13 protein-coding genes and 1 tRNA gene are annotated in these 12,843 nt (G+C 69.0%); 11 read left to right on the forward strand and 3 right to left on the reverse strand.

The window, feature by feature from the left end; all coding sequences use genetic code 11:
• Positions 1-3 precede the first annotated feature (3 nt).
• The gene (locus tag ACYVKA_RS09830) at positions 4-726 is read right to left on the reverse strand and encodes an ABC transporter permease (protein ID WP_460705226.1); all 723 of its coding nucleotides are present in this window, start codon (positions 724-726) and stop codon (positions 4-6) included.
• A gap of 112 nt (positions 727-838) precedes the next feature.
• On the opposite strand from ACYVKA_RS09830, the gene dnaG reads away from it, so the two are divergent.
• The 7 genes from dnaG to ACYVKA_RS09865 all read left to right on the forward strand — a co-directional run bounded on the left by dnaG (position 839) and on the right by ACYVKA_RS09865 (position 6,829).
• Complete coding sequence (dnaG, locus tag ACYVKA_RS09835) at positions 839-2,698, forward strand: DNA primase (RefSeq protein WP_394275299.1); 1,860 nt, start codon at positions 839-841, stop codon at positions 2,696-2,698.
• Positions 2,699-2,798: 100 nt separating this feature from the next.
• A complete protein-coding gene (locus tag ACYVKA_RS09840) occupies positions 2,799-3,647 on the forward strand; it encodes a sigma-70 family RNA polymerase sigma factor (protein ID WP_394275300.1) in 849 nt (282 codons plus the stop codon).
• A 39-nt stretch (positions 3,648-3,686) separates the two neighbouring features.
• Positions 3,687-4,199: a hypothetical protein gene (locus ACYVKA_RS09845; protein WP_394275301.1), complete on the forward strand. Its 513-nt coding sequence runs from the start codon at positions 3,687-3,689 to the stop codon at positions 4,197-4,199.
• Positions 4,200-4,249: 50 nt separating this feature from the next.
• A tRNA-Asn gene (locus ACYVKA_RS09850) sits at positions 4,250-4,325 on the forward strand.
• 127 nt (positions 4,326-4,452) lie between these two features.
• Positions 4,453-5,799: a TrkH family potassium uptake protein gene (locus ACYVKA_RS09855; protein ID WP_460705042.1), complete on the forward strand. Its 1,347-nt coding sequence runs from the start codon at positions 4,453-4,455 to the stop codon at positions 5,797-5,799.
• Positions 5,800-5,845: 46 nt separating this feature from the next.
• Positions 5,846-6,502, forward strand: a complete 657-nt coding sequence (locus ACYVKA_RS09860) for a potassium channel family protein (protein WP_460705044.1) — start codon at positions 5,846-5,848, stop codon at positions 6,500-6,502.
• Positions 6,503-6,628: 126 nt separating this feature from the next.
• Positions 6,629-6,829, forward strand: coding sequence for a hypothetical protein (locus ACYVKA_RS09865; RefSeq protein ID WP_460705046.1), 201 nt, complete (start codon positions 6,629-6,631; stop codon positions 6,827-6,829).
• 106 nt (positions 6,830-6,935) lie between these two features.
• Here the strand turns inward: ACYVKA_RS09865 and ACYVKA_RS09870 are convergent, their stop codons facing one another.
• On the reverse strand, positions 6,936-7,430 hold the full coding sequence (locus ACYVKA_RS09870) for an FBP domain-containing protein (RefSeq protein WP_460705048.1): 495 nt from the start codon (positions 7,428-7,430) through the stop codon (positions 6,936-6,938).
• A gap of 28 nt (positions 7,431-7,458) precedes the next feature.
• Entirely contained in the window at positions 7,459-8,304 is an 846-nt protein-coding gene (locus ACYVKA_RS09875; protein ID WP_460705050.1) for a siderophore-interacting protein, read from the reverse strand.
• A gap of 137 nt (positions 8,305-8,441) precedes the next feature.
• On the opposite strand from ACYVKA_RS09875, the gene ACYVKA_RS09880 reads away from it, so the two are divergent.
• From ACYVKA_RS09880 to ACYVKA_RS09895, 4 genes are all read left to right on the forward strand, one after another.
• On the forward strand, positions 8,442-9,503 hold the full coding sequence (locus tag ACYVKA_RS09880; RefSeq protein WP_460705052.1) for a CapA family protein: 1,062 nt from the start codon (positions 8,442-8,444) through the stop codon (positions 9,501-9,503).
• A 37-nt stretch (positions 9,504-9,540) separates the two neighbouring features.
• Entirely contained in the window at positions 9,541-10,962 is a 1,422-nt protein-coding gene (gene brnQ / locus ACYVKA_RS09885) for a branched-chain amino acid transport system II carrier protein (RefSeq protein ID WP_460705054.1), read from the forward strand.
• A gap of 126 nt (positions 10,963-11,088) precedes the next feature.
• The gene (locus ACYVKA_RS09890; RefSeq protein WP_460705056.1) at positions 11,089-12,699 is read left to right on the forward strand and encodes a sodium-dependent transporter; all 1,611 of its coding nucleotides are present in this window, start codon (positions 11,089-11,091) and stop codon (positions 12,697-12,699) included.
• A complete protein-coding gene (locus ACYVKA_RS09895; RefSeq protein ID WP_460705058.1) occupies positions 12,696-12,821 on the forward strand; it encodes a methionine/alanine import family NSS transporter small subunit in 126 nt (41 codons plus the stop codon). Before ACYVKA_RS09890 ends, ACYVKA_RS09895 begins: the two co-directional genes overlap by 4 nt.
• The last annotated feature ends 22 nt before the right edge of the window (positions 12,822-12,843 follow it).

Below are 12,843 nucleotides of genomic sequence, written 5' to 3' on the forward strand. Positions count from 1 at the left end.
CGGTCAGGGGCGAAGCCGCCCCCGCAGGTCGTCGGGCAGCAGCTTGCCGGCGCACATCAGCTTGTTGGCCACCACCACGGTGACGCTCTGACCGGCCATGATGCCCACCAGTACGAGCAACTGGGAGGCGCCGGCCTGCAGCGCCGAGCCGCCGCCCAGCAGCACGCCCACGAAGGCGCCCGGCAGCGTCACCAGCCCCACGGTGCGGGTGGTGTCGATGGTGGGCACCAGGGCATCGGTGCGGGTGGCCCTGGTCACCAGGTCGATGGCGCGGTCGCGCTGGAAGCCCAGCGACAGCGCGGCCTCGTATTGTCCCATGCCCTCGCGCAGGGCCGGGAACTGGCGACGGCCGAACAGGGTGTGGGCGGTCATCATGTTGCCAACGATGATGCCGGCCAACGGGATCAGCGCGGCACCGTTGAGCGGGGAGGCGCCGCTGCCGAAGATCGCCAGCAGTACCGGGGTGATGCCACACAGCATCGCCAGGGCCGTCCACGGCCAGGCCCCGCCCACCTTGGTGCGCCCGGCGGTGGTGCGCACGGCGACGGCAAACATGGCCAGGCTGAACAGGGCGGCCAGCGCCAGGTGCTGCATGCACGCGACGATGATCAGGGAGACGGCCGCCAGCTGCACTGCTGCTCGCGCCGCGGCGATGATGCTCTGCCAGCCCAGGCCCAGGCGGCCCCACCAGGAGGAGGCGACGGCGACGAGCACCAACAGCGCCAGGGCGAGGCCCAGCTTCCAGTCCAGTTCCACGATCACGGCTGAGAGTCTAGGTCTCCGCGCCGCCGCGGCCGGCGGTGCGGCCAATCATTGACTGGGCGCTACACTCCGAGCCATGGCAGGAAGGATCAACGACGAGGACATTGCGCTGGTCCGTGAACGCACCCGGATCGACGACGTGGTCAGCACCTTCGTTACCCTCAAGCCTGCCGGCGGCGGATCGCTGAAGGGCCTGTGCCCCTTCCACGACGAGAAGACCCCCAGCTTCCAGGTGACGCCCTCGCGCGGCTTCTACTATTGCTTCGGCTGTGGTGAGGGTGGCGACGCGATCACCTTCCTGCAGAAGATGTCCAACCTCAGCTTCACCGAGGCCGTGCAGCAGCTGGCCGACCGCACCGGCGTGCAGCTGCGGATCAGCGACGACGGCGGCCCCCGGCAGGAGCCGGGCCTGCGGGTGCGGATCATGGAGGCCAACCAGGCCGCCAGCGACTTCTTCCAGCAGCAGCTGATGACCCCCGGCGCCATCGCCGCCCGGCAGATGCTCGACGGCCGCGGCTTCGACCGTGCGGCGGCGGAACAGTTCGGCGTCGGTTACGCGCCCCGGGGTGGTCGCGAGCTCAAGAACCACCTCAACCGGCTGGGCTTCCAGGATGCCGAGCTGGTCAAGGCCGGCCTGATCCGCGAGCACGGCCACGACTTCTTCCAGGGCCGTGTGCTGTGGCCGATCCGCGACTCCGGGTCGGCGGTGCTCGGCTTCGGCGCCCGGCGGCTGTTCGACGACGACCGGATGCCCGCCAAATACCTCAACACCCCCGAAACCCCGGTCTACAAGAAGTCCCACGTGCTCTACGGGCTCGACCTGGCCCGTCGCAACATCGGCAAGAAGTCGCAGGCCGTCGTGGTGGAGGGCTATACCGACGTGATGGCCGCCCACCTGTCGGGCGTCGACACCGCGGTGGCCAGCTGTGGCACCTCCTTCGGCGACGACCACGCCCGCATGCTGCAGCGCCTGATGGGCAACCAGGGCGCCTTCACCGGCGAGGTGATCTTCACCTTCGACGGCGACGCGGCGGGCCAGAAGGCGGCGATCCGGGTCTTCGAGGGTGACCAGAACTTCATCGCCCAGACCTATGTGGCCGTCGAGCCGTCCGGCCTGGACCCGTGCGACCTGCGCCTGCAGCAGGGTGAGGCCGCGGTGCGCGAACTCGTCGGGCGTCGGGTGCCGCTCTACCGCTTCGTCATGGAGAACACCCTCAAGAACTACGACCTGGACCGCGTCGACGGCCGCCTGCAGGCGCTGCGTGCCGCCGCCCCGCTGGTCAGCTCGATCCGCGACACCTCGCTGGTCAACGGCTACCTGCGCGAGCTGGCGGCGATGCTGGGCATGGACGTCGACGAGGTCCGTGCCGAGGTGACCCGCGCCCGTCGACGGGGCCCGGCACCCAAGCAGTCGGCCACGCCCGTGCCCGCCGAGCCGGAGGCGCCCCAGGCGCAGCAGGGCACCCCGTGGCCGGATCCGGCCGACCGGATGCTGGGGGTGGAGCGCGGCACGCTGAAGCTGATGCTGCAGCAGCCGATCCTGTTCGACACGGCGTGGAACCAGGTGCGCATCGAGGACTTCTCGCACCCCGCCTACCGGGGCGTCTTCGAGGCCATCGCACAGGTGCCGTGGACGCCGGAGGCGTGGACCGACCAGGTGCTCCGGGCCACCGGCGACGAGGTGGTGCAGCAGCTGATGATCGCGCTGCTGGTCGAGCCGGTGCTGCGCACCCCCGACGAGGCCTATGCCAGCGCCTACACCTCCCGCCTGCAGCTGCTCTCGGTCGACCGCGAGATCCGCGACCTCAAGAGCCGCCTGCAACGCACCAACCCGGTCGACGAGGAGCAGGCCCACAAGCGGATGTTCTCACAGCTCCTGGAGCTCGAGGTGCGGCGAAAACAGCTCCAGCAGGCCTCGGTCGGGCTCGTCGTCTGAACCCAGGCCTGCACGAGCGGGGCAGGCAGGTGTTGTCCGGTTGTTGTCGGCCTGGCCGAAGGCCTGTCGCCGGGAGGCCTCGCGGGCCAAGCATGGACCCATGGCAACTCTCATCGACCAGAACCCCACACTCCCAGCACTGCTCACCCGCGCCGAAGAGGCGGCACTGGCCCGTCGCATCGAGGCGGGCGTGGTGGCCCGCGGCGCCCTCGACGCAAGCCTCCACTGGCCTTCCGACGCCAGCGTCGACGAACTCGAGGCGATCGTGCGCGACGGCCAGGAGGCATGGCAGCACTTCCTGCTGGCCAATGTGCGACTGGTGGCGCAGGCCGCCAGCACCTCGTCGCGACGCAGCGGCCTGGACTTCCACGAGTTCTTCCAAGAGGGAATGCTGGCCCTGGCCGAGGCGCTGATGCGCTTCGACCACCGCCGAGGAATGAAGTTCTCCACCTATGCCGCGCCGTGGATCCGCAATGCGGTGATGCACCAGGAGGTCTCCCGCGCCGGCTACGGCCATGCCCCGATCTGGCGTCAGCAGGAGGCGCGCCGGATCCATCGACTGCGGATGGACTTCGCACAGACCCACGGCCGCATCCCCACCAGCCAGGAAGTGGCAGACCTGTGCGGCCGTGACCCCAGCTGGGTCCTGCTGGTGGGCAGCGATGATCGTCGCGTCTCCCTCGACGAGCTGCAGGTGGAGCTCGTCGCGCCCGGCACCGTCGACGAGATGGTGGAGCAGAGCCTTGCCGGACGTCCCGACTGGCTGCGGCTGCTCGGCTCACAGGAGGCCCGGGTGCTGGCCCTGCGCCACGGCCTGGATGATGGGGTCCAGCGCGAGGTCGTGGAGGTGGCGCGCATCATGGGAGTCTCCCAGAGCACTGTGCGCCGCATCGAGCGCCGGGGCCTGGCCGGGGCACGGCACCTGCTGGACGACACGGTGGCCGCCTGAGCTGGCAACGCGCTTGCCATGGCACGGCACAATGGGGGCATGGGTCTCAGGTCACGTCTGTTCGGTCGCACCACCTCACCGGCGGTTGCCGACTACGAGCGCCAGGTCGGTCGCTGCGTCCAGGTGCTTGCCGAGGCGAGTGGTCCACGGGTGGCCCTGCTGGCCATGCCCGACAGCTTCGCGGTCAGCTTCGACGGACAGTGGCAGACCATTGGCTGGCACCAGGTGCGCACCGGTGGGTGGAAGCTGGAGACCGACGAGATGTACTGGCGGCTGCTGGACGGCCGTAGCGACAGCCTCGTGCTCACCGACGAGGGCCACTTCCCCGAGACCTTCCGCGACCGGGTCCAGGCCAGCGTCGTGGTGGAGCAGAGGGTGCCCGTCCCCAGTGGCGGCACCGTCGTGCTGAGCGCGCGTCGCGACCTGGGGCAGGACCAGCCGGTGCTCGACTGGCAGGTGCAGGCCTCGCACGGGGCCAGTCTCAAGGACCCCGAGACGCGCCACCTGGCGGACGAGGCCCTGGCCGGTCTCCGCGCCGATTATGACTTCTGAGCAAAGCCGTGTACAGTTTCATCTCGCGCTGAGGGAAACCTCAACGCTGATCCCTGGTAGCTCAATTGGCAGAGCATCTGACTGTTAATCAGAGGGTTACTGGTTCGAGTCCAGTCCGGGGAGCCACCTGAAACCCGTTTGACCAAGCCCAGGTCGGACGGGTTTTCGTGCGTCGATGGGCCTTTCCGCTGCGTGCATCCGGGACGCGAACCGTATGGATCGTTCGGCGCCAGAACGGCGTTAGCATGTGCGGGTGTCCTTGGAACGCTTGGTCTCGCACCCCGGCCGGGTCGTGTCTGCGGCCTACATGGTGGGCTGGCTGTTGGGGACCATCCTGCTGTTGCTCCCGGTGTGTACCGCGCCCGGCAACCACACGGGCTGGTGGCAGGCCTCCTTCACCGCCATGTCGGCCCTGTGCATCACGGGTCTCAACGTGGTCGACCCCGGAACGCACTGGTCGCACGCCGGCCAGGTGGTGATCCTGTCCCTGATCCAGATGGGCGGCTTCGGGATCATGACCATGACCAGCCTCATCCTGTTCCGCATCGCCGGGCGCGTCAGCCACACCACGGCCCGAGTGGCCCAGGCCGAGACACGGGCGCAGCTCACCGGCATCGGCCGGATGCCATGGCGAATCCTACGCCTGACCCTGTTGATCGAGGGCACCGTCGCCGTTCTGCTCACCGGACGATTCCTCTTGCTCGGAATGCAGTGGGACCAAGCGCTCTACCGCGGTGTCTTCCACGCCATCAGTGCCTTCAACAACGCCGGCTTCTCCCTGTGGCCAGACAACATGATCGGCTTCAATGCCGATCCCTGGGTGATGCTGCCGATCTGTGCCGCCATCGTCCTGGGAGGGCTGGGCTTCCCCGTCCACCTGGAACTGCTGCGGCGCTGGCGAGGACTGCGTGCGGGGGCCCGGCGCCGGCCCTCGGTGCACCTGCAACTGACGCTGATCGGCACCGCCGTGCTGCTGCTGGCGGGCTTTTGCACCTTCGCCCTGTTCGAGTGGAACAATCCGGGCACGCTCGGCCCGCAGTCGCTGACGGGCAAGCTGCTGGGCTGTCTGGGAGGCGCCGTCTTCCCTCGCACCGCCGGCTTCAACTCCATCGACTACGGCGCCATCAACGATGCCACCATCGCGGTGAACTATGGGCTGATGATGATCGGAGGCGGTTCGGCCGGCACCGCCGGCGGTCTGAAGATCGCCACCGTCGCCGTCCTGCTGCTGGCCGTCGCCACCGAGGTCGCGGGTGAACAGAAGACCGTCTTCCGGGGACGCAAGATCTCCTCGGCGCTCACTCGTCAGGCGCTGGCGGTCACCGTGCTCGGCACCGCCGCCGTCTTCGTCGCCATCCTCGCACTGGCGAGCATCGAACCCGCACCCCTGCACGTGGTCACCTTCGAGGCGATCAGCGCCTTCGCCACCGTCGGACTGTCGATGAACCTCACACCCACCCTTCAGCCCGCGTCCCTGGGTGTCGTCGAGGCCCTGATGTTCCTCGGCAGGGTGGGTCCCGTCTCGGTGGCCGCAGCGCTCGCGATGCACCGCCATCCCCGTCGATACCAGTTGCCACAGGAGGATCCCCTTGTCGGATAGGAACCTGAGTGCTTTGCACCTGCCTTGGGGCAAGCACCGTGAGACGGTGTCGAGCTCGGAGGAGAGTGCCCTCGTGGTGGGGCTCGGACGTTTCGGCCTGGCCACAGCCCGGCGCCTGGCAGCCCTGGGCGTGGAAGTGATGGGCATCGACTCCGATCCGGTGCTGGTGCAGCGGGTCTCGCACGACCTCGACAACCTGGCCGTGGTCGATGCCACGGACTCCGACGCGCTCGAGCAACTCGGGCTGGACCACGTCACCGTCGCGATCGTGGCGATCGCCAATGTGGAGGCCTCGGTGGTGAGCGTGCTCAAGCTCAAGGAGGCCGGGATCCCCGAGGTCTGGGCCAAGGCCGCCAGCCGCACCCATGGCGAGATCCTGGAACGCGTGGGCGCCAACCACGTCGTCTACCCCGAGGCGGCCGCCGGGATGCGAGTGGCACACTCGGTGGCCCACCACCTGTTCGACTACTTCGAGTTCGAGGACGGCTTCGCAGTGGCCAGGGTGCTGGCCCCCAGCTGCACCTGGGACCGCACGCTGGGCGAGTCCGCCGTCCGCCAGCGCTATCAGGTGACCGTCGTCGGCGTGAAGCGGCAGGGGGAACCGTTCAGCTATGCCATTCCTGAGACCACCATCCGAGAGGGCGACCAGCTGATCGTCTCCGGTTCCAAACAGGACGTGGACCGCTTCTCCCGGTTGCGCTGAGCCGGAGCCCCGCCCAGCCAATGGCCGGATTGCGCCCTCGGCGTCATTCACCGCGAAGGCCTTGCATCCTGACCACACAGGGGTTGAATGGGACCTGACCCACCCACCGCACCACAGGAGGAAGCCATGTCTGAAGGCCAGATTTCCGAGACCTCGAAGATGACGCCCGGCCAGGGTGCCGACTCCATCCCCGGCACCGATGACGGCATCCCGCCGGCCGAGGACGCGCAGCAGGTGTCGCAGGGGATGCCCGCCGACTACGCCGACGACGGCAAGGAGCGCTCGGGCCTCCAGGGCACCGAGGACGAGCTCGGCGGCGCCAGCTGACTGCGCCTGCGTACCCCGAGGGGTAGCGCACGAGCACGACACGACGGTGGCCGGACCCCACGGGGTTCCGGCCACCGTCGCCTTGTCAGGGGAATCGAAAGGGGACTCAGCGCCCGTCCACGACCCGCTGCAGGAACTTCTCCAGGTGGCCCTGCAGGCGCCAGACGCGCTCCTCGATGCCCAGCGTCTCCTGTGGCTGCACACGGCGCGGCTGCTTCAGCTTGCGCGCATGGAGCGAGCAGGCCAGGTCAGCGCACATCGAGGCCGCCACCGTGTTGCCCTCACGCCCGCGGCCACCCGCGCGCTTGGCGCCCATGAAGGCGATGTCGCCGCTGGAGTGCACGGTCAGGCACAGCGAGCACATGCTCTGCTTGGCGCCGGCGGGACGCAGCGTCGCCTTGAGTGCCACGGCGACCGGTTCGTCGCCGCGCCAGGTGGCAATACCGCCGAGCAGGGGAGAAGCCGGGTCACGCCAGCCGAGGAAGTCCAGGTCCTGCCAGGCGACGCCCGCCAGACCGGTGGGCAGGTTCATCCGCTTGGCCTCGCCCTTGGTGCAGTTCACCAGGGCGGCACGGATCTGGTCGGTGGTCAGCTCATGCACGGCGCCACTGTACGCGCGTGCGGCCGGCTCAGGCCTCCGAACGGCCGCGTCGCCAATAGCCCATGAGCGCCACCGATTCCATGTCCCAGCCCGTGGCCACCAGATGGCGTCGAAGACCACGCACCATCGAGGCCTCGCCGGCGACCCAGGCGAAGGCCTCGCCGGGATTGCCCCCGATCTCCCACAGCTGTGCGTCGTCCAGGTCGTGCACCCGCCGCACCGTGCCGGTGAGGGCCTCCAGCAGCTCGTCGCCGGCGGGGGACTCGTGACGTGCCAGCCAGGTGACCTCCACGCCGTCGGGCGAGTCGACCTCGAGCCGGTCGCCCACCGACGGCACCTCGATCCAGGCTCGGCCGGTGGTCGAGCGGGGTAGTGACTCCAGGATGGAGCAGATGGCCGGCGCCGCGGTCTCGTCGCCGGCCAGCAGTACCTCACGAGCCGGCCCGGGGCGCCACTCGACCCCGCAGCTGGCGGCCTCGGGATGGGTGGCGTCAGGCCCGATCACCAGCACCGGGTCTCCCGGCCGGCAGTCCAGGGCCCACCGCGACAGCGGCCCCACCCGGCTGTGCACGGCGATGTCGACATCTACTTCGCGCGCAGGCCGTCGCACGGCCCGCAGGGTGACGGTGCGGATCGGATTGCGTTCGTGCTGGGGCAGCCCTTGCCAGTCCTGGAACCAGTCGTCGCCAGCCGGGAAACCGGCGTAGGGCTCCGGCGTGGGCAGGGGCAGCACCAGCCTGGCCCGCTGGTCGAACCCGGCATCGGCGATCCCCGAGAGCTCGTCTCCCGTGAGCGTGATGCGGTGGAAGGTGGGGCTCAACTGGGTGACGCCGGCGACCGAGGCGCGGAACTGGCGCAAGGAGGACTGTGGCATCCGCCCACGCTATCGGTGGGCTGCGAACTTTCAAGGCAGGTTCAGCAGGTGTGTAGCCGGCCTGCGACCGATGCGCTTCCCCTAGGCTCTTGCCGAGTGGTTCCGCACTGGGGCGGAGCCGTGGCACGGGAGCATTCATGCAGTGGGACAACCATCCGGTCTACCGTCGTCGTCGACGGGCGGTGGCAGCCATCGCCTTGGCGCTGCTGCTCCTGGCCGCCCTGGGCGTGCGCTCCTGCAGCAGGAATCTCGGGCAGGACGGCGGACCCACCGGCACCGCGGCCCAGATCACGATCGCCTTCGCCGGTGACGTGCAGGCCCACGCCGCCTCGGAACGCATCAACACCGAGGGCCTGGGCGCCATCTCCCAGCAGCTCTCCGCGGCAGATCTGGCACTGGTGAACCTCGAGACGGTCGTCGTCGAGGACGCGAGGGGCCTCGAACCGCAGCCGAAGCAGTACACCTTCGTCACCAGCCACACGATCCTCGGCTCGCTCAAGAAAGCGGGAGTCGACGCGGTGGCCGCAGCCAACAACCACACCATGGACTACGGCGATGAGGGCATGGCCCGGATGCTGGCGGTCAAGGATTCCTCCCCGCTGCCCATGGTGGGCCTGGGCAAGGACGAGCAGGAAGCGTGGGCCCCGTGGACCACCGAGGTGAAGGGCCGCAAGGTGGTCGTCTTCAGCGCCACCGACGTGCTGGAGGAGGGGCTGGACTGGAAGGCCGGCCCAGACAAGCCGGGCCTCGCCAAGGTGATGGATGACGACGGCTTCGCCCGGCTCGTCGACGGGGTTCGTGCCGCGCGCGAGGCGGGCCCCGACGACGTGGTCGTGGTCTACCTCCACTCGGGCGTCGAACTGGAACGCTGCCCGACCGACCGCCAGAAGTACACCAACCGCGAGCTCGGCAGGGCAGGGGCCACCATCGTGGTGGGAAGCCACGCGCACATCCTGCAGACCACAGGGTCCGAGGGGGACACGGCCATTGCCTATGGCATGGGTAATTTCGTCTTCCCGGCGCAGAGCAAGCAGACCACGACAACCGGTGTGCTGACCGTGACCGTCCCGCCCAAGGGACGTCCCGAGATGGGCTTCGAACCCGCCGTGATCCGCAATGGCATGCCCGAGCCGCTGAAGGGGCCGCTGCGCGACGTGGCGCTCCAGGAATGGCAGGCACTGGGCAAGGACTGCTCCTGAGAAGAGGTCTGGCACGGCACTGCGGCAGACTGGGCGGGTGCCCAACCAGTCAGCCGCCAGTGCCATGCCCGCCAGCCCCGCCGAGACGGTCGGGGGACGACTGCCGATGCGCCAGTCGCTGCTGCTCGGCTCTCTCATGTTCGGGCTCTTCTTCGGCGCGGGGAACCTGATCTTCCCCGTCTCCCTGGGCCTGCTCTCCGGCAGTGCGGTGTGGCCTGCCGCGGCCGGCTTCCTGGTGGCGGCCGTCGGCCTGCCGATCCTGGGCGTGGTGGCCAGCGCCATGAGCCACACCGCGAGCCTGCACGAGCTGGCCTCGCGGGTGCACCCGGTCTTCGCGGTCGTCTTCACCTGCGCGCTGTACCTGACGATCGGTCCCTTCTTCGCGATCCCGCGCACGGCGACGGTCTCCTACGAGATGGCCTTCGGTGCGCGCCTCGACGGGGGCGGGGCCCGGCTGGCACTGCTGGTCTTCTCCGCGATCTTCTTCGGGCTCGTGCTGCTCGCCTCACTGCGCCCAGGGCGGCTGCTCGACTATGTGGGCCGCTACCTGACCCCGCTCTTCCTGGTGCTGCTGGGGATTCTGCTGGTGGTGGCCCTCGGCGGCGGCCCGGGCGGGCCAGCCCCGGCCCCGAGCGAGCTCTATGCCAGCCATGCCGCCAGCCAAGGGGTGATCGACGGCTACAACACGATGGACGCGCTGGCCTCGCTGGCTTTCGCCATCGTCATCATCGAGTCCGTCCGACGCCTCGGCGTCAGCTCACCCACCCGGATCGCCGCCGAAGTGGGACGGGCCGGCATCGTCGCAGCCTTCGCCATGGGCGTCATCTACACCGCCCTGGCCGTGCTCGGCGCGGCCTCCACCACCCTGGTGGAGCGGGAGGCCAATGGCGCGGTGGCGCTGGCGAGCGTCTCCCAGCACCACTTCGGCACCGCCGGCCTGGTGCTGGCCGCCGCGATCATGCTGGTGGCCTGCCTCAAGACGGCCATCGGCCTGGTCACCTCGTGCGCCGAGATGTTCGCCACGATGTTCCCCCGCAGCCTCGGCTACCGCGGCTGGGCGGTGCTGTTCACCCTGGCCAGCTTCGGCTTCGCCAACGTCGGCCTCGAGACGATCATCACCGCCGCAGTCCCGGTGCTCGCCCTGCTGTATCCGCTGGCCATCACGATGATCCTGCTGGGCCTGCTCTCACCCCTGGTCCAGGGCAGGCCCTGGGCCCATCGCCTGCCGATGGCCGTCGTGGGTCTGGTCTCGGTGCTGGCACTGCTCGCCGCTGCCACGGGCCTGTGGCCCTCGGGCGCTGACTGGGCCGCCCGCGCCGGGGGAGTGCTGCCCGGCTTCGAGCTCGGCTTCGGCTGGATCCTGCCAGGAATCGTCGGCCTGGTCACCGGGATGCTCGTGCCCGGGCGCCGCCAGGGCTGCACCTGGCCACCAGGATGCCACCGGCACTCCACCCAGTGAGACGAGCGTCTCGACGCCGGAGCGACTGGTTGGGTTGATCCAGCTCGTCCGGGCTCTGCTGCGCGGACGGTCCCTGACCACCGACACCATCCCGCCCCGGGTTGGTGCCCCACACCTGGAGGACACGTGTCGACTTCCTCGTCGGCCTCGGCCCCGCGCGAGCAGTGGCAGTCACAGATGGGATTCATCCTGGCTGCCGTCGGTTCCGCGATCGGCCTGGGCAACATCTGGCGCTTCCCGGGCGTCGCCTACACCAACGGCGGCGGCGCCTTCCTCATCCCGTACCTGGTGGCCCTGTTGACCGCCGGCGTGGTCTACCTGCTCTTCGACTGGGCCCTGGGCCACCGCTACCGCGGCTCCGCCCCGGCAATCTTTCGCCGCATCCACCCACGCTTCGAACCCCTCGGCTGGTTCCAGGTGGGCATCTGCTTCGCCATCATCACCTACTACGCCGTGATCGTCGCCTGGTCGGTGCGCTACATCGGTTTCTCGATGAGCCGCGCCTGGGGCGACGACCCGGCGGGCTTCTTCACCGGCGACTTCCTGCGCCTGATCCCGTCCGCCGACGCACACATCACCGGCAGCCCCGTGCCGGGCGTCTTCTGGTCCCTGGTCGCGGTGTGGGCCTTCGTCACCGTGATCATGGCGCTGGGCGTGGCCGGTGGCCTGGAGAAGATGAACAAGATCTTCCTGCCGACGCTGCTGGTCATGTTCGTTGGCATGGTGGTCCGGGCTGTCACCCTGCCCGGTGCCGTGCAGGGCCTCAACTCCTTCTTCACCCCCGACTGGTCGGCCCTGACCGATCCGCAGGTGTGGGTGCAGGCCTATGCCCAGATCTTCTTCTCACTGTCGGTGATGTTCGGCATCATGGTCACCTACGCCTCCTACCTGCCCCGGCGGGCCAACCTGGCCCCGACGAGCTTCGTGGTGGCCTTCTCCAACTCCTCCTTCGAGCTGCTGGCCGGCATCGGGGTCTTCTCCACCCTTGGCTTCATGGCGGCCCGGCAGGGCATCGCCGTCTCCGAGCTGGAGGGCATCACGGGGCCGATCCTGTCCTTCGTCACCTTCCCGCAAGTCATCTCGGTGATGCCCGGCGGGCAGTTGTTCGGCGTGCTCTTCTTCGGTTCGCTGTCACTGGCGGGCATCACCTCGCTGGTCTCACTGATCCAGGTGGTCACCGCCGCCGTGCAGGAGAAGTTCGACACCGGTCGCACCGCCAGCTCGGTGGCCGTCGGCCTGGTGGCCGCGCTGGCCTCCACCTGGCTGTACTCGACCTCGAACGGGCTGAACATGCTCGACGTGGTCGACAACTACGTCAACAACATCGGCGTGGTGGCCTCGGCCATCATCACCGTCATCCTCGTGGTCCTGGTGGCGCGTCGCCTGCCCGAGCTGCACCACCACATCAACGACCACTCCGCTCAGGGGGTCGGCAAGTGGTGGCCGCTGTTCGCCGCCGTCATCACCCCGATCGTGCTGGCCGTGATGCTGGCGCTCACCATCCTGGAGCTGCTGCAGAAGGGCTACGGCGACTACCCGTCCTGGTTCAACAATGCCTTTGGCTGGGGAAGCCTCGGCACCCTCATCCTGGGCTCGATCATCTTCAGCCTCATCCCGTGGCGCAGCAGCGTCGACCACTTCCGCCCGGCCGAGCTGGCGGGCATGGACCCCCACCCCTATGAGCACCACCAGGACCCCGACAGCCTGACCGCCACCGCCCCTCAGGAGACCCGATGACCACCTCGGCACTGCTCATGCTCATCTTCTCGCTGACGATGGTCTGGGGAGGACTCGTCGCCGCGATCATCAACCTGCGCAGGAGTCCCAGCGCCTACACCGACGAACTCGACGAAGCCTGAGATCGAGCCGCGAGGGCCCGTA

The sequence above is a fragment of the Luteococcus sediminum genome, assembly GCF_054783495.1.